This window comes from Paraburkholderia sp. RL17-373-BIF-A, assembly GCF_046030175.1.
Taxonomy (GTDB): Bacteria; Pseudomonadota; Gammaproteobacteria; order Burkholderiales; family Burkholderiaceae; genus Paraburkholderia.
Genome location: NZ_JARESO010000009.1, coordinates 265,906 through 283,380, shown reverse-complemented (window position 1 = coordinate 283,380; position 17,475 = coordinate 265,906). Strand labels below are relative to the sequence as shown.

Annotated in this window: 11 protein-coding genes, 1 tRNA gene and 2 riboswitches; of the genes, 10 read left to right on the top strand and 2 right to left on the bottom strand. The window is 60.8% G+C overall.

Annotated elements, in window-relative coordinates:
• The first annotated feature begins 1,167 nt into the window (after window positions 1–1,167).
• From P0D80_RS14400 to P0D80_RS14385, 4 genes are read left to right on the top strand one after another with little or no spacing between them, the layout of a single operon-like run.
• Window positions 1,168–1,377 carry a hypothetical protein gene (locus tag P0D80_RS14400; RefSeq protein ID WP_408284688.1) on the top strand — a complete coding sequence of 70 codons (210 nt, stop codon included), beginning with the start codon at window positions 1,168–1,170 and terminating at the stop codon, window positions 1,375–1,377.
• Window positions 1,374–4,256, top strand: a complete 2,883-nt coding sequence (locus P0D80_RS14395; protein ID WP_408284685.1) for a TnsB C-terminal domain-containing protein — start codon at window positions 1,374–1,376, stop codon at window positions 4,254–4,256. Before P0D80_RS14400 ends, P0D80_RS14395 begins: the two co-directional genes overlap by 4 nt.
• A 13-nt stretch (window positions 4,257–4,269) precedes the next feature.
• A complete protein-coding gene (locus tag P0D80_RS14390; protein ID WP_408284682.1) occupies window positions 4,270–5,328 on the top strand; it encodes an AAA family ATPase in 1,059 nt (352 codons plus the stop codon).
• The gene (locus P0D80_RS14385) at window positions 5,325–6,737 is read left to right on the top strand and encodes a TniQ family protein (RefSeq protein WP_408284680.1); all 1,413 of its coding nucleotides are present in this window, start codon (window positions 5,325–5,327) and stop codon (window positions 6,735–6,737) included. Before P0D80_RS14390 ends, P0D80_RS14385 begins: the two co-directional genes overlap by 4 nt.
• 104 nt (window positions 6,738–6,841) lie before the next feature.
• Here P0D80_RS14385 and P0D80_RS14380 read toward each other — a convergent pair.
• Window positions 6,842–6,917: transfer RNA gene (locus P0D80_RS14380), tRNA-Arg, on the bottom strand.
• Between the two features lie 275 nt (window positions 6,918–7,192).
• Here P0D80_RS14380 and P0D80_RS14375 point away from each other — a divergent pair.
• Window positions 7,193–8,089: a c-type cytochrome gene (locus P0D80_RS14375; RefSeq protein ID WP_132376553.1), complete on the top strand. Its 897-nt coding sequence runs from the start codon at window positions 7,193–7,195 to the stop codon at window positions 8,087–8,089.
• Between the two features lie 172 nt (window positions 8,090–8,261).
• Here P0D80_RS14375 and P0D80_RS14370 read toward each other — a convergent pair whose 3' ends face one another.
• On the bottom strand, window positions 8,262–10,352 hold the full coding sequence (locus tag P0D80_RS14370) for a UvrD-helicase domain-containing protein (protein WP_408176378.1): 2,091 nt from the start codon (window positions 10,350–10,352) through the stop codon (window positions 8,262–8,264).
• 337 nt (window positions 10,353–10,689) lie between these two features.
• Here P0D80_RS14370 and P0D80_RS14365 point away from each other — a divergent pair, with 337 nt between their 5' ends.
• The 5 genes from P0D80_RS14365 (at window position 10,690) to gcvP (ending at window position 17,375) form a co-directional block, all read left to right on the top strand.
• Window positions 10,690–11,739 (top strand): oxidoreductase, encoded by a 1,050-nt coding sequence (locus P0D80_RS14365; protein ID WP_408284677.1) that lies wholly within the window; start codon window positions 10,690–10,692, stop codon window positions 11,737–11,739.
• A gap of 195 nt (window positions 11,740–11,934) precedes the next feature.
• Window positions 11,935–12,285, top strand: coding sequence for a hypothetical protein (locus P0D80_RS14360; RefSeq protein WP_132376550.1), 351 nt, complete (start codon window positions 11,935–11,937; stop codon window positions 12,283–12,285).
• Between the two features lie 149 nt (window positions 12,286–12,434).
• A riboswitch (glycine riboswitch) is annotated at window positions 12,435–12,535 on the top strand.
• Window positions 12,536–12,569: 34 nt separating this feature from the next.
• A riboswitch (glycine riboswitch) is annotated at window positions 12,570–12,723 on the top strand.
• A gap of 80 nt (window positions 12,724–12,803) precedes the next feature.
• Window positions 12,804–13,922 carry a glycine cleavage system aminomethyltransferase GcvT gene (gcvT, locus tag P0D80_RS14355; protein WP_408284674.1) on the top strand — a complete coding sequence of 373 codons (1,119 nt, stop codon included), beginning with the start codon at window positions 12,804–12,806 and terminating at the stop codon, window positions 13,920–13,922.
• A 64-nt stretch (window positions 13,923–13,986) separates the two neighbouring features.
• Entirely contained in the window at window positions 13,987–14,367 is a 381-nt protein-coding gene (gcvH, locus tag P0D80_RS14350; RefSeq protein ID WP_012434788.1) for a glycine cleavage system protein GcvH, read from the top strand.
• 71 nt (window positions 14,368–14,438) lie between these two features.
• Window positions 14,439–17,375 (top strand): aminomethyl-transferring glycine dehydrogenase, encoded by a 2,937-nt coding sequence (gene gcvP, locus P0D80_RS14345; RefSeq protein WP_408284672.1) that lies wholly within the window; start codon window positions 14,439–14,441, stop codon window positions 17,373–17,375.
• Window positions 17,376–17,475 lie beyond the last annotated feature (100 nt).

The following is a 17,475-nucleotide window of genomic DNA, read 5'->3' as shown; positions in this document are numbered from 1 at the left end:
CCCCCCGCTCGACCCGTTTGAACGCCCCCCTGTCCCACTCAGCGCCCCCGGCAAATCTCCATACGCGAGAGTCTGGAGCCTGTCCCGTAGGCGACATTTGCAATAGGTCACGAGTAGTCGCGGCCTCATCGAGCTAGCGCGTCCCGCCTGGATTCCAGCAGCCAGGCGGTGCGTAGTCGCAGCTATCGCAATCGTGCATGGTGCACGACGCGAGGGATGGTCGCATGTTCACGTTTCTAAATACGGAGACTTACATGAACACGCACTGCGTTGACACTTCGTTTGCCAACGAACTTTCGGACCTGATGGCTGGCATCGCCAGCTTTAATGAAGTGGCACGCGCTACGCGCGACGCTTTCACATCTCGCAATTCATCACCCGAAAAATTTCGCGGGATGCCGGATGCTGCATACGCACGCGCTCGCGTGAAATCACTCAAGCAACGTAAAACGTCCGACTCATGCCCTCAGAGCATCAGCCGCCTTTGCTTGCTCCGTGCAGAGCGGCAAGCTGAGATGAGCGTCAACGAGTCAAGTGCAGAGAGCCCGTCGGCAACTGCGCCACTCCAGACGCAAATGCCGGCGCCTATCGTCGTGTCTAGCGGAAATCAACTCTATGAGGTGACAATTCTGACTCCGGAGATTCTTCGGGAAGGTTGCTGGCGGCAACCAGGTGGCATTAGCTTGAGCTGGTCGTCTTTTCGTGCATTGACTCGGGTCTTTTGCCCTGTTTCGAGTGAGCAGGAAATTGAGAACGTTGAGCACTATCTCGCAGCGTTGCCCACACGGACAATCGTTGCCTGTCACAACGCGTATCTTGACGACCTGCTTCGCGCACCCATCAAGCATCGGCGCACGAAAGAAGTAATCAAGCTGCGCCAAGCTATGAGGTCTGCGTCGGTCTGGACGGAAATGAGGGTGACACTTAGACCCGTATCGCATGGTCAGCTCCAAGAGCCGACTCCGATGCGCTATTTGAATCGATGCCGCCCAACCGAAGCGGCTCGAATCAAAATCTTGAGTAACGAGATTCAAGCAATCAAAGACGAGACATGTCGAGTCGTGTGTCGCCCGCCTCGCTCCCCGAGGTCGAATCTCAAAAATATCGAGCGCCTCAGTGCCAGCGACAGGTCGAGCGGTCAATTGTGAAACGTTAAAGGAGCTGACCATGGCTTTCGGACTTTTGACCGATATGTTCGCCACCTATCCCCTGCCAGCGTTCGACACGGCCGATACGATTCACCTGGCTGCTGATGGCATTCACGTCTCAAAATGGAAGAGTGAAGCAGAGCTTGAGACTCTGGTCGAGCGATACGGCGAAGGTTGCCGGGACGACCCTCACTTACCGGCGTCGACGGATACTGGGAGTCGGCGATGACTATCAATCTTCCGACCGCAGCCCCCCTGAAATCCCAGTGGCAAAAGCTGGAGAATCGTTGGTTCAGGGAAAGTCCAATTGGGACTGCATCACCACCATATTCCGACGACGAGCTACGGGCGGAGCTTGAGCGGCTCGGAACGCCTCTTGACGGCCAAAAGTACATTTGGACCGCCCGTGATAACCCGCCGTCGAGAAAGGTCCAATCCCGAAGTGGCAATGTCATATCTTTCTACACCTCTCGGAAGATGGGGCAACGGGTTGCAACTGAGAGCCGCAAGGCCGAGTACGGCGCAGTAGTGAGGTATGACTGGGATGGCACAACGCGTGAATTCTATTGCCAGCCACCGCAGGTCAGAATTCGAGTTGAAACTGAGAAGAAACGGCCTGACGGCACGGTGACCATTTATCAGGCGCCCACCCCCTACACGCCGGACATTCTCCGACTGACACCCCACGGAATCTACGTCGATGAGTGGAAAACCGAAAGGGACCTCGAGAAACTTGCTGAGGAGTATCCACGGCGCTTCTTCAAAGACGATGAGGGGACGTGGCGCTGCCCAGAACGCGAGCGCTACTTTTCCGCACTGGGCATCACGTTTTGCCTGCGTTCCGGCAACGAGAACGGCGCCGTATTTGTTTCAAATCTCGAGTTTCTTGAAGACTACCTCTGCAATAAGTGTGCGCCGCTAACCGACGGTGCCTGGCGGGCAATTGAACAAATAACCCGCGATTCCTGCCCGATGACGTTGGGCCTACTTCTCACACGCGCCTATCCCGAGCGCACTCCGTGGAACGAGCCTCTGCTGGTCGAGACTCCGCCCGACGCGTTCCTCGTCGATGACGTCTACAAGGCAATTGCTGACCAGCGTATTTTCGTCGACCTGGAAAATGATGACTTGAGCGAGCCACATGACGTTGTACTCTGCAGCTCACGTGTACAACTCGAAGCGCTTCAGTTCAACCGGCCTGTTACGAAGGCGGTCAGCGACAAGGTTACATTTGACGTTGACATGGGCACCGAATTTATGTTCAAGGGGCGCCCCGGGGTGTTCGAGGTTTCGTTTGCCAATTCAGAGTCTATTCATTATTTCGACCAGCACACCCGTAATGGTGGCCTGATGCCGGTGGCAGAATTCGAGCGCGCACTGTTCAACCGCGAAATAATTTTGCTTTCATCTACCGCGTCCACCGACGAACGCCTTGCTCAAATTGACGGCCTCACCGACTATCAGATTATCGAGGGCAAAAATCGATTCCTGATGGTCAACGCCCTTGAAGCCGGCAAGCAGGTTCGATGCAATCTAGGCAAAAGGCAGGTACAGCGAATACTGAGAGCGGTTCGCGCGGCAGGCGAATCGTTGCCCGCCCGCCGAAGAGCTGCAACTCCGAAGCGTCGCAGCGGGGGACGCCGGCAGGTTTCAGAAAGACAGCTAGAACTGATTCGTGAAGCCACTGAGCGAGGTAACAACCCAACCAATCCGAACGGGGAAGCCTCCTATCAGTTGTATATCGAACTGAGCCAAGAGGCAGGCGTGGACCTCGTCTCGAGAAAGACGTACTACTCTCACCGAAAGAAATTTATCGATTTAAAAGCACGCCAAGGTCCAAGGTTCGCATACAACGAGGAGCCAGCGACCTGGTACCTGCATGTTGAGGACAAGATACACGGTGGACGTCCCTTCCACCGCGTTCATATCGACCACACAAAGCTGGACGTCTTCATCAAAATCCGAGGCAAAGGCGGTAGGATTTTTCGAAGGCGTCCTTGGCTCACAATCGTGATGGACGCCGAGACACGAGCAGTATTGGCTTTCTACCTGTCAATTCATGCGCCGAGCACCATCAGCTGCATGATGGCGATTCGGGCAATGGTGCGAACGTTCCGACGTACACCCGCAATTATCGTCGTTGACAATGGAAAGGAATTTCATTCCGCGGCGTTCAACAAACTTTGCGACCTTCTGTACATCACGCTTCAGTTCCGCCCCGCACACAAATCCCGTTTTGGCGGCGTCATGGAGCGCTTGTTCGGAACGACAAATACCAAGCTTATTCACTATCTGGTGGGCAATAGCAAAGCATTACGCAATGTTCGTACGGTCACGAAGTCCGTTGACCCGATACGAGCCGACCTGATGAGCTTTGCTGAATTGCATGGTCTTCTCGATGAATACTTCTTCCGAGAATACAACCTGCAGGTTCACCCAGCGCACGACCATGCGCCCATCGAATACATGAATTTTCGATTCGCTGTCACAGGACGTCGTCTTGCAAGATTGACTCCCTACGATTCGTATTTCTACATCCTGACGTGCATACCTCCATCCAAAGGCGACACCCGGCAACTCGACAAACAGATGGGCGTCAAGATTGGTCATGTCTGGTATTGGGCTGACGAGTTCGCCGACAAGTCAGTCCGCCCACAGAAGCTCCCCGTTCTTATCGACATGTGGGACGTGAGCATCGTTTATGCATTGCTCAATGGCAAATGGGTCCGATGCCAGTCGAAGCTGCTCATGAAGTATCGCAGGCTGACCTACGTCGAATGGGGGTATGTGATTCACGAAGTTCGTATGCGCATGCACGGACAACCCGACGAAGCGTTGGAAACCGCGATGTACGAAGTCCTCAACGGCCACAATCTTCCGGACGTAGCATCCTTGACGGCGGCTACCCGTCAAGTCTATGGCGATGCGCGTCTCATTGAAGACCATACAGCAGCCCAGAAGGAAGCATGCCTCGACATGCCTATCACCACGCCCGCAGAGTCTGGACCGCCCGATGACGACAGCGTCATGCGCATCCCTTTACCCAAGGCGAATAGGGGCCACTTCAAGATGAATTACAACTCGCTGCCCACGTCCCAGCCACTTTAATCAAGGAGGTGTTATGAGCTCAATAACATTCGAACAGGCGGTGAACGGAAGTCCAAGCCAAAAGGGCGAATACATCAAATCCCTTCGCTTCATGCATCGAAACCTTCAAACGGTCCTCGGAGAAGTCGAGAGACATATGATTCCAGGCGCAGGCCTCTCTATCACTATAGTCGTTGGTCCAGCGGGCGTTGGCAAAACAACATTTGCCACACTCGAAACGGAGGCCCTGCTGAAGCTCTATGATGTGGAGGTACGCGAAAATCCTGGCGTGATTCCGGTCGTGTTGAACAGCATTGACGCCGCGGACGGCAAGGAAATCAACTGGCAACTGTTGTATCAGCATCTTCTCGACGACCTTCATACCTTGACCCCGGACATTCCCATCCAGCCCGGTACCGGCCGGAAGCACAACGACATCGTCAAAGGCTACCGAGCGGCGTTCGAACAAGCTCTTCGCAACAGACGGGTTCGTCACCTTCTATTGGACGAAGCGGTGCACTTAACCGATTCGAAATCGGACCCGCTTCAATACGGCAATCTCCTTAAGTCTATCGCTAACCGTGGAGAGACGAACCTGTTGCTTTTGGGCGCCTACGGCTCAGAAAAGCTGGTCCGCGCCAGCGGACAGCTCGCACGACGCATCAGTGTCGTCCACTTCCCGCGATACCACCCCACTCAAGACGACTTCGACGCATTCACGCAGTTCATCAAAGACCTCGCGAAGCATCTTCCCCTGCCGTTCAAAGTCGACCTCGAAAAGTACGTCGAGAAACTCTTCTACGCTCATTTCGGCATTCCTGGATATGCAGTTAAAACCCTGGTCAGGGCGGTAATTGCGTGCGCGTATGAAGGATGCCAGTCATGGAAAGATGACTATATCTGGAGTTCGCTACCCTCTGAGGCCGAATACGAAACGATTGTGTCCGAGACGCTGGAAGGAGAGCAGAACATCAAGCCATATCTCTCGTCGCCGCATCCCATTGCCTATCCAAGCGAGGCCGAAATGCTTGCGCGCTTCGCAGCAACTAGGGCACGACGTGCCAGTGACGATATGCGAGGGTTCCGTCGATGAAAGGTCTGTTTCGTTCGCGGTTGCCCGGCGGTTGGCCGGAAGACGCGCCGCCGCGCTCAATCCTCTTCAGCCTTCCACCCTACGGATGCTCTGGCGAAGACCGCGAGTGTCTGGGTAGCTACGTAACTCGTTTGGGTATCGCCCACAACATATCCCGCTGGACCTTGGCATATCGAATCATAGGGCCGGCTGCGCAGGAGCTGTTTGACGTCGACCCAGGCCGAATGGCTCGCGACATTGGACGTGCTGATTACGTGGCCAGTGTCTCTAGCCTAACGGAGGTGACCCATCACTGGGCCCATGCGCTGAACGGTCTAACACTCCGCACTAACCTGCAGGTTTGTACGCTGTTGCCGTTGAGAGGCCTCGTCTCGCCGCTCAAGCTAATGTCGAGCAAAAGGCGATTTTGTCCCGGCTGTTACAGGGAGGACCAGCGGATGGGACGCGACCCTTATGAGCGACTGCTATGGCATATTGACGCGGTCATTGCCTGCCCGTTGCACAAAGCGCGGCTTGTCGAGGTGCCCGAGCAGAAACGCAACGCCAACTCCGGCAACCAGGCCGACGCGTGTCAGGCTAAGGCCGAAATGCTGGATGTGGAGTCGACGTCGCTCCGTCCAGCGTCAGACTACGAGGTCGAGAGTGCGCGTCTCGTTGCAGAGCTGCTTGACGATGCGCTCTTCTTTCCTGATTGCATCTATTCACCATCCGCACAGTCCGCCTTCCTCAACCATGCCATTCATACTCTGTTCGAAGGAAAATCCGCGTACTTCGCGGCACACCTTCGCGTCGGCAAATCGCAGATGTATGGATGGGCAAAAGGCGATGTACGCATGAGCCTGCCGCGGCTTGCACTGACCGCCTATTGTTGCGGCTGTGCAATCGCAGACATATTGCTCGGCAATCGCGTGATGCTTTCGCTGCGTCCTGCGCCGGAGTGTCAGAGCGTTCGATTGATTGAGAGCGGGGTCACAGGAGCTCGACGCCCGATGGAAGAGCTCCGCGCGGAGCTTGCGGCGCTAATTCGGGGAGGCGACTTGAGCAGTGCTAGCCAAGCTGCCAAGACAATCGGGGTCTCGCGCAAGTTCTTTCGAAAAAACTTTCCGACCGAGAACGCTCTCGTGATTCAGCAAAGTCGAGAGCGCGCGGAGGCTCTTCGAATCGAGGCACGGGTAGATTACGACCAACTTTATCTCGCAGAACACAACTCGCTCCGACACGCCGGAATCTATCCTGCTCGAAGGCGCGTGGTCGAACGCATGCGCGGGAAGGTGAAAAATTTGGGGAGACACCAGGATGCGCAAAGAGCACAGTTGAAAGCTCATGCTTCTACCGGCGTGCGCTTGGCAGGGCGTGCTGGCAGGCTGGCGGGAAGTCCGAGAGTTGGACAGCCGGAGGAACGAGTCTAACGCGGGACTTGTTGTGCGCTGCTGGTATTACCTACAGATGTCGTTTACGACATTTGTAGGGTAACGACACACTGCGTAAGCCCTTGAACGAGATCGACTCTCTATGGTGCGCCCGGCTGGGATCGAACCAGCAACCCCTGCCTTCGGAGGGCAGTACTCTATCCATTGAGCTACGGGCGCTTCAACACGAAAGCGCGGCAACCAGAACGGATGCGACGCCAAAGCGAGACCGAAAGGATACCCGGTTTCGGCCACACCGTCCACCGGACGGCCCCAATGACGGCATTCGGCGGCTTTCCGACAACCCTCGCGATGCGGGTAAACGCCTGCTGAACACCCCGCCGCGCCCCTCGCCGCCGTCGAAATGTTCCGTCTATAATCGTCCGTGGCTGATTAAAGAACAAGAAGTTGCCGTCACGCTGTACCGCTCACATACCCACGGAGACGAGACAAGCATGAGCGAAGCACCACACGGAGCCCCGATCAAAACCCCCGGACAGCTCGTCGCCGCGATCATTGCCAGTTTTGCGGTACCGATCGTCATCATCGTTCTGCTAGTGATCTACGTCGACAATTCGACGCGCACCGGCGCCGGCACCGACTCTCTCTCCGAAGCCGAGGTCACCGCCCGCATCAAGCCGTTCGCCCAGGTCGACATTCGCGACGCCAACGCGCCGCGCGTCTACAAGAGCGGCGAGGAAGTCTACAAGGCCGTGTGCTCCGCGTGTCACGCGTCGGGTGCGGCAGGCGCGCCGAAATTTACCAATGCTGCCGACTGGGCGCCGCGCATCGCGCAAGGCTTCGATACGCTGCTGCACACTGCCCTCACCGGTAAAGGCGCGATGCCGCCGCGCGGCGGCACCAGCCCGGACGACTACAGCGATTTTGAGATCGCCCGCGCGGTCGCCTATATGGCCAACAACTCCGGCGGAAGCTTCCCTGAACCGGCTCAGCCGGCAGCAGGCGCCGCTGCGGCCTCCGGTGCAGCAGCGGCAGCGCCGGCCGGCGCTTCCGACGCGGGCGCGGCTCAGGCCGCCGCAGCGATGGCCGCCATGGCCAGCGTGCCGCAAGCGGCCGCGCCGGCAGCGGGCGGCACGCAAAGCGCGGACGCGTCGCAAGCCGGCAAGGCGTTGTATCAGCAGGTTTGCCAGGCCTGTCACGCGGCTGGCGTGCTGAACGCACCGAAGTTCGGCGACAAGGACGCCTGGGCACCGCGTCTGAAAGAGCCAATGGACACGGTCTATAACTACGCGCTGCACGGCAAGGGCGCGATGCCTCCGAAGGGCGGCTCGACTGCCTCCGACGCGGACGTGAAGGCCGCCGTCGACTACATGGTCAGCGCGGTGAAGTAAGACGCACCGCTCGCGGCGTTTGCCGCGTGACAAAAAATCCCTGCACCGTGGCGACGCGGCGCAGGGATTTTTTTATATCTCGGCCAACAGACACGCCTACGAGATTCGCGTTATGCGCCAGGTTGGGCGCTGTCCGCGAGCGGCTGCGCACTCGACGTTTCGAAGCGCCCACTCAAGGCTTCTGCAACAGCGCCTTCAAACTCGCGAGCCGGTCTTTCGGCGACATCGGCGCTTCTTCGGGCGTCGGCGGCGGGGCATCGTCGAGCAGCATTTCGGGGATGAAGCGCGACGGCTCGCACACCACCGTTTCACGCGCGCGCTTGCGCTTCTTGCACCAGTTCAGATGCAGGCTGCGTTGCGCACGCGTGATCGCCACGTACATCAGCCGGCGTTCTTCTTCGATGCGCGCGTCGTCGATCGGCTCGTCGTCCGGACCGCCGCGATGCGGCATGATGCCTTCCTCGACGCCCACCAGAAACACGTGCGGATACTCCAAACCCTTCGACGCATGCACCGTCGAAAGCCGCACCGCGTCGGGATCTTCCTCGCGGCCTTCGAGCATCGACATCAGCGCCACGGTCTGGATCAGGCCGAGCAGACTCTTGCCGGTGTCGCCGAGACCGTCGGCGGTGTCGTAGCCGGTGGCTTCGTCGTTCGCCGCGCCCGCGGGCTCAGCCTTGGTGCCTTTGCGCTTGAGCCACTCCATGAACTCCAGCACGTTTTGCCACTTGGCCTGCGCCTGGCGTTCGTCGAACGCATCGTACAGATAAGCCTCGTAGTGGATCGCGTCCATCAGTTCGTCGAGCAGCGTGCCGGCGGCATCCTTCTCGGCACGATCGGTGAGGCGCTGCATGAAGTCGCAGAACACGCGCATGGGTTCGATCTGCCGTGGCGACAGACGCGCCTCGATGCCGCCCATGTACACGGCCTCGAATAGCGACACCTTGGCCTGGCCCGCGAACGAGCCGAGCGCCTCGAGCGTCGTATTGCCGACGCCGCGCCGCGGCGTGGTGATCGCGCGGATGAACGCGGGGTCGTCGTTCGCGTTGGCGATCAAGCGCAAATAAGCGCAGATGTCCTTGATCTCGGCTTTGTCGAAGAACGATTGGCCGCCGGACAGCACATACGGAATCCGTTCACGCCGCAACACCTGCTCGAAAATGCGCGCCTGGAAGTTGCCGCGATACAGGATCGCGTAGTCGCGGAAATTCGCGCGCCGCTCGAACTTGTGTGCCGACAGGCGAAACACCACGGACTCGGCCTCGTGCTCTTCGTCGTTGCACGGCGTGACGGTGATCGTGTCGCCCATGCCGTGTTCGGACCACAGCTTCTTTTCGAACAGCTTCGGATTGTTCGCGATCACGTTGTTCGCGGCGGTCAGAATGCGCACCGTCGAACGGTAGTTCTGCTCCAGCTTGATCAGATGCAGCTTCGGAAAATCCTTGCTGAGCTGGCCGAGATTCTCGAGCGTCGCGCCGCGCCAGCCGTAGATCGCCTGATCGTCGTCGCCAACCGCCGTGAACGCCGCGCGCTTGCCGGCCAGCAGTTTCACCAGTTCGTACTGGCAGGCATTGGTGTCCTGATACTCGTCGATCAGCAGATAGCGCAATTTGTTCTGCCAGCGGTCGCGCACCTGCTCGTTCTTTTCGAAGAGTTCGGCGGGCAGACGGATCAGGTCGTCGAAATCGACCGCCTGATACGCATGCAGCGTCGCCACGTAATTGCGGTAGACAATCGCGGCCTGATGTTCGTCCTCGTTCGCGGCGATCGCGATCGCCTGCTCGGGCATGATCATGCCGTTCTTCCACAGCGAGATGATCGACTGGATCTTGCGGATAAAGCCCTTGTCCGTCGAGCCGACCTGCTCCTGGATCATGCCGAAGCAGTCGTCCGAATCCATGATCGAGAACTGCGGCTTCAGGCCGACGTGCTCCGCTTCCTGCCGCAGAATCTGCACGCCGAGCGAGTGGAAAGTGCAGACCGTCAACTGATTGACGGGCACTTTGCGGCCTTCCTTGCCGGGCGTGGTCAGCGTCTTGCCTTCGAGCAGCTTGCCCACGCGCTCGCGCATTTCCAATGCGGCCTTGTTCGTGAACGTGACAGCGGCGATGTGACGTGGCTCGAAGCCCTTGGCCTCGATCAGGTGCGCGATCTTCTGCGTGATCACGCGCGTCTTGCCGCTGCCTGCGCCGGCGAGCACGAGACACGGACCGTCAAGATAACGGACCGCTTCATTTTGAGCGGGGTTCAGGCCTGCGGACATCGTCTGTGGATGGGTGATGCGGTTGAAAGCGGCGGTTGAGGGCGTAGCGGAGCGGCGACTGCCGGCCGAAGGCCCGGGGGCATGCTGCGCGGCCCCGGCGGCTGGAACGGGTGCCCTGCGCGGTGCGAGGGTGTTCCGGCCCGCTGCGGTTCGCGCGAGAGGAGCGATGTTAACACGGATGCATGCAACGGATGCCCGCCTCATAAAAGCAATATCCGATCAACATGCGCCGAGCCGACGACGCTGACGGTCCACCTTCAGGACATGCCACAATTGCGGTGTTGCGCGCCGTCGCCGCGGTGGCAAAGCGGCGCGCCGATTTTGCAGGAAGACAAGCATGTCCGCATCGCTGAAGATTGGATTGATGGGTTACGGTTTCGCCGGCGCGACCTTCCATGCGCCGGTGATCGAGCACTGCGGCCGCGCGAGCGTCGCGGCCATTGCCACGAGCCAACCCGAGCGCGCGCTCGCCGACTATCCGCACACGAAGGTGGTGGCCGACCTCGACGCGCTGCTGGCGCTCGAAGAAATCGACTGCATCGTGATCGCCACGCCGAACGATACGCACTTCGACCTGGCGCGCCGCACGCTGGAAGCGGGCAAGCACGTGGTGGTCGACAAACCGGTCACGCTGAACGCCGCCGACGCCCACACGCTGGCCAACATCGCGCTCGCCCGGAGCAAACTCTTCATACCGTTTCACAACCGTCGCTGGGACGGCGATTTTCTTACCGTGCGCGACCTGCTCGCGAGCGGCGAATTGGGACGGATCACGCAATACGAATCGCATTTCGACCGTTTCCGGCCGGAGGTGCGGCAACGCTGGCGCGAGGAAGCGTCGCGAGGCGGCGGCTTGCTGCTGGACCTCGGGCCGCATCTGATCGACCAGACGCTGGCCCTGTTCGGCGCGCCGCAAACCGTGTCGGCCACCGTGCGCACCCATCGCGACGACGCCGGCGCACCCGACTACGTGCATATCCAGCTCGGCTACGGTGAGTTCGAAGTGGTGCTGCACGCCAGCGCGTTGACGGCACTGGTCGCGCCGCGCTTCACCATCCACGGCACGCGCGGCAGCTATATGAAATACGGCCTCGATACGCAGGAAGATCAGTTGAAGGCGGGCCTGCGGCCGGGCGACGAGGGTTTCGGCGCCGGCAATGCCGCCGGTGTGCTGCGCGTGCAGGAAGGCGATCAGGAGGTCGAGCGCGAGTTGCCGACGCGCAATGGCGACTACACCGGGTTCTACATCGCGGTGGCCGACGCCATCCGGCACGGCGTGAAATTCCCGGTCAGCGCACAGGACGCCGTCGACGTAATGACGGTTATCGAGCTTGCGGCGCGCAGTTCGGAAGAAGGCGTCCGGCTGCCGTTTGAGCGGATTCGCTGACGATTTGGCCGGCATGTCGAAACGGCTTGTGCACCTAAAATAGCACTCGCCACCCATGCCGCGCGGGCCAAACCCTGACAAGCCCGAAAGGAACATAACGTTACAAATAAGGCCGCGCTGCCGGTCAGCGCGGCCCGGCAGTCATCCGTTGCTACCGGGTAGCACCACACAACGACAATGACTTCCGGAGAGTCCATGCCCCGTACTATCCGCGCGCTCGCCGCGTGCGCCTTGCTCAGTTCCCTCGCCGCCTGTGTGGTGGCGCCTCAACCCCAGCCGGCGCCTCGTCCCAACCCGCAACAGATCGCGGATCAGCGCCTGCGTCAGGTCGACGGCCGCATCGACAATCTCAGCCGCCGGATCGACAACCGCGTGAATCAGGGCTATTACCCGCCGCCCCAAGGCGGCGCGCTGCATCATCGTCTAGACGTGATCCGTCAGGAAGCGCACGACATGGCCGCGCAACATGGCGGCGGCCTCTCCAGCGACGAACAGCGCGTGCTGAATCAGGAGCTGGACAACGCGGCGCACGCCATCGGCGAATAATCGCGCCGCACGTCAGGTCAGGCACCAAAAGCAGCACGAGCGCGGCATCACGTCCCGCGCTTTTTTTGACAGGCGCGAGAGCGGTGCGTCAACCGCCGCGCCGCTCGCGGGCCTTTATTTGACAAGCCCCCGGCCCTCGCGTACATTCGCCGCACGCGTCGGGAGAGCGCGCTGGCCGCTGAAAATCGCAGGCCGCGCCGCCGAAGGGGCACACCCGCAAACTCTCAGGCAAAAGGACCGACCGCGTCGAAAAACCCGCGTCCAGGCAACATCGAGGCACTCGTTTTTCGCACTCTGGAGAGCGGCAGTAGCCGTCTGCATCGTTTAATCGAGCAGATTCTGGCAAGCTGCCCACCGAAGGGGCGCGCGTTTCACCGCGGCACGTCAATGTGATCACGGTGGCGCAATCTCTCAGGTATCGAGGACAGAGGGGTCATGCAGGACCACGCTCGCAGCCAGAAGGCCGCGAGGCGTAGCGCCGCATGGCCTTTTTTGTTTCGCGAGATGCCCGAGGCCCCATGACCGAACTCAAACACACCCCGCTTCACGCCACCCACCGTGCGCTCAATGCCCGCATGGTCGATTTCGGCGGCTGGGACATGCCTGTCAATTACGGCTCGCAAATCGACGAACACCGCGCCGTGCGCACCGACGCTGGCATGTTCGACGTCTCGCACATGTGCGTCGTCGATTTCACCGGCGAGCGCGTGCGCGCCTTCTTCGAATACGCGCTGGCGAACAATGTCGCCAAACTGCAAACGCTCGGCCGCGCACTGTACTCCTGCCTGCTGAACCCGGACGGCGGCGTGATCGACGATCTGATTGTCTATTACTTCGGCGAAGATCACTTCCGCGTGGTCGTGAACGCTGGCACCGCTGATAAAGACATCGCCTGGTTCGGCCAGCTCAACGCCGAAGGCGGCTTCGGCCTGACCATCACGCCGCGTCGCGACTTTGCGATCGTCGCCGTGCAAGGCCCGAACGCACGCGAAAAAGTCTGGCAAACCGTGCCGGCCGCGCGCGCCGCCACGGAAGCCTTGAAGCCCTTCAACGCCACTCGCATCGAAAACACGCCGTTCGGCGAATTGACCGTCGCCCGCACCGGCTACACCGGCGAAGACGGCTTCGAAATCATCGTGCCGGCGGATCACGTCGAAGCGCTGTGGAACGCATTGCAAGCCCAAGACGTGCGCCCGGCCGGTCTCGGCGCGCGCGACACGCTGCGCCTCGAAGCCGGCATGAACCTGTACGGCCAGGATATGGACGACAACGTCTCGCCGCTCGACGCCGGCCTCGCCTGGACCGTCGACCTCACCTCGCCGCGCGACTTCGTCGGCAAAGGCAAGCTGGAAGCGGACGGTTCGCAGGCCGCGTTCGTCGGCCTGATTCTGCTGAAGGACAACGGCAAGGCGGCAGGCGTGCTGCGTGCTCATCAGAAAGTCGTCACGCCGCAGGGCGAAGGCGAAATCACCAGCGGCACGTTTTCCCCGACCATGCAGGAATCGATCGCCTTCGCGCGCGTGCCGAAGGGCGTGCAGCCAGGCGACACCGTGCACGTTCAGATTCGTGACAAAAACGTTCCTGCAAGCGTGGTAAAACTGCCGTTCGTGCGCAATGGCAAAGTGCTTGCGGTTTAAGCAACCGGCGCGTTCGTCCACTTTTTTCAAGTCACTACCGAATCACACCGCATAGGAGCATCCGATGAGCATCCCGGCCGATCTGAAATACACCGAATCGCACGAATGGGTCCGCACCGAAGCGGACGGCACGCTGACGGTCGGCATCACCGACCACGCGCAGGAAGCGCTCGGCGACATCGTCTTCTTCGAAGTCCAGGAACTGGGCAAGACCGTCACGGCAGGCGACACCGTCGCCGTCATCGAATCGGTGAAAGCCGCTTCCGATATCTACGCGCCGGTTTCGGGCGAAATCATCGAAGCGAACACCGCCGTGGCCGACACGCCTGATTCGGTGAACAGCACGCCGTACGAAAGCTGGCTCTTCAAGATCAAGCCGGCTGCGGACGCCACGCAGGACCGTCTGATCGACGCCGACGCGTACACCAAGTCAATCGGCGCCTGATTCACCTTTACGTTTAACCCGACAGGTGCGGTGTCCTTTTCGAACGGACAGCCGCACCGCCAGGAACACCCATGAAGCTCGAACACCCGGATCGTCTGATGAACCGCACTCCTCTCTCGCTCGCCGCGCTCGAAGTGCATGACGCCTTCGCCGAACGGCACATCGGCCCGGACGCGGCCGACCAGCACGCGATGCTCGAAGCCCTCGGCTTCGCGTCGCGCGCCGCGCTGATCGACGCCGTCATTCCGAAGACGATCCGCCGCACCGAAACGCTGCCGCTCGGCCCCTTCGCGCAACCGAAGAGCGAAGCGGAAGCGCTCGCCGCGCTGCGCGAACTCGCGGACAAGAACCAGGTGTTCCGCTCGTACATCGGGCAGGGCTATTACAACGCGCACACGCCGACGGTGATTCTGCGCAACGTGCTGGAAAATCCGGCGTGGTACACCGCGTACACGCCGTACCAGCCGGAAATCTCGCAAGGCCGTCTGGAAGCGCTGTTGAACTTCCAGCAGATGATCGTCGACCTGACGGGTCTGGCGATCTCGAATGCGTCGCTGCTCGACGAAGCCACCGCTGCCGCTGAAGCAATGACGTTGCTGCAACGCATCGGCAAGCCGAAGTCGAACGTGTTCTACGTGGCCGACGACGTGCTGCCGCAAACCATCGAAGTGGTGAAGACGCGCGCCACGCCGGTCGGCATCGAAGTAAAGGTGGGCCCGGCTGCGGAAGCGGCGAATGTGAACGCGTTCGGCGTGCTGCTGCAATACCCGGGCGTGAACGGCGACGTGCGCGACTACCGCGCGCTCACCGAAGCAATCCATGCAGCGGGCGGCCACGTGGTGGTCGCCGCCGACCTGCTCGCGCTGACCGTCCTCACGCCGCCGGGCGAATGGGGCGCGGACGTGGCCGTCGGTAACACGCAGCGCTTTGGCGTGCCGGTCGGCTTCGGCGGCCCGCATGCGGCATACCTCGCCGTGCGCGACGAATTCAAGCGTCAGATGCCGGGCCGTCTCGTCGGCGTGACCGTCGACGCGCAAGGCAATCCGGCCCTGCGTCTCGCGCTGCAAACGCGCGAACAGCATATCCGCCGCGAAAAGGCCACCTCGAACGTGTGTACCGCGCAAGCGCTGCTCGCGATCATGGCCAGCATGTACGCCGTCTATCACGGCCCGCACGGTCTGAAGACCATTGCGCTGCGCGTGAACCGCATCGCTGCGTTGCTGGCGGAAGGCGCGAAGCAGCTCGGCTACACGCTCGCCAACGAAAGCTTCTTCGACACGCTCACGTTCGAATCCGGCGCGCGTACGCAAGCGCTGCACGACGCCGCGCAAGCGAAGCGCATCAATCTGCGCCGCGTGAGCGACACGCAAGTCGGCCTGTCGATTGACGAAACCACCACGCGCCGCGATCTGGCCGATCTGCTCGAAGTGTTCGCGCAAGCCGCGGGCGCGAAAGACGTGCCGCAAGTCGACACGCTCGACGAAAAGCTTGCCGCGTCGAACACGGCGTCGGTCCCCGCCGCGCTCGAACGCACCAGCGCGTACCTCACGCACCATGTGTTCAACCGTCACCATTCGGAAACGGAAATGCTGCGCTATGTGCGCAGCCTGTCGGACAAGGATCTTGCGCTCGACCGCTCGATGATTCCGCTCGGCTCGTGCACGATGAAGCTGAACGCGACCTCGGAAATGCTGCCGGTCACGTGGCCTGAATTCGGCCAGATCCATCCGTTCGCGCCGGCTGAGCAAACCGTCGGCTACCGCGAAATGATCGATCAGCTCGAAGAGATGCTGGTCGCGGCCACCGGTTACGCTGCCGTGTCGCTGCAGCCGAACGCCGGCTCGCAAGGCGAATACGCCGGCCTGTTGATCATTCACGCGTATCACGCGTCGCGCGGCGAAGCGCATCGCAATGTCTGCCTGATTCCTGCTTCGGCGCACGGCACGAACCCGGCGTCGGCGCAGATGGCCGGCATGCAGGTGGTCGTGGTGGCGTGCGACGCGCAAGGCAACGTCGATATCGAAGACCTGCAGAAGAAGGCCGATCAGCACGCCGACAAACTCGCGGCGATCATGATCACGTATCCGTCCACACATGGCGTGTTCGAGCAGAACGTGCGTGAAATCTGCGAGATCGTGCACGCGCACGGCGGCCAGGTGTATGTGGACGGCGCGAACATGAATGCGATGGTCGGCCTGACCGCGCCGGGCCAGTTCGGCGGCGACGTCTCGCACTTGAACCTGCACAAGACCTTCTGCATTCCGCACGGCGGCGGCGGACCGGGCGTCGGGCCGGTGGCGGTCGGCGCGCACCTCGCGCAGTTCCTGCCGAACCAGATCTCGTCGGGCTATGAACGCGCGCCGAACGGCATTGGCGCGGTGTCGGGCGCGCCGTACGGTTCGGCGTCGATCCTGCCGATCTCGTGGATGTATATCGCGATGATGGGCGCGAAGAATCTCACCGCCGCGACCGAAACCGCGATCCTCAACGCGAACTACGTCGCGAAGAAACTCGCGCCGCATTATCCGGTGCTGTATTCGGGCCCGGGCGGACTGGTCGCGCACGAATGCATTCTCGATCTGCGTCCGATCAAGGAAACCAGCGGCATCACCGTGGACGACGTCGCCAAGCGTCTCGCCGACTACGGCTTCCACGCGCCGACAATGAGCTTCCCGGTGCCGGGCACGCTAATGGTCGAGCCGACCGAATCGGAATCGAAGGAAGAACTCGACCGTTTCATCGAAGCGATGATCGCGATCCGCGAGGAAATCCGCGCCGTCGAAGAAGGCCGCTCGGACCGCGAAGACAATCCGCTGAAGCACGCGCCGCACACGGCAGCGGTGGTCATCGCGAATGACTGGAAGCACGCGTATGCGCGCGAAACCGCGGCGTATCCGCTGCCCACGCTGATCGCGAAAAAGTACTGGCCACCGGTCGGCCGCGCGGACAACGTGTACGGCGACCGCAACCTGTTCTGCTCCTGCGTGCCGATCGCCGACTACGAGTAAGCTGGACAGTTATCGCGCATCGCCCGTTGCCTCGAAAAGAGGCGGCAGGGCGGTGCGTGGTTCTGCCCTCGGTTCTCTGTCGCTCCTGGCCGCAAACGGC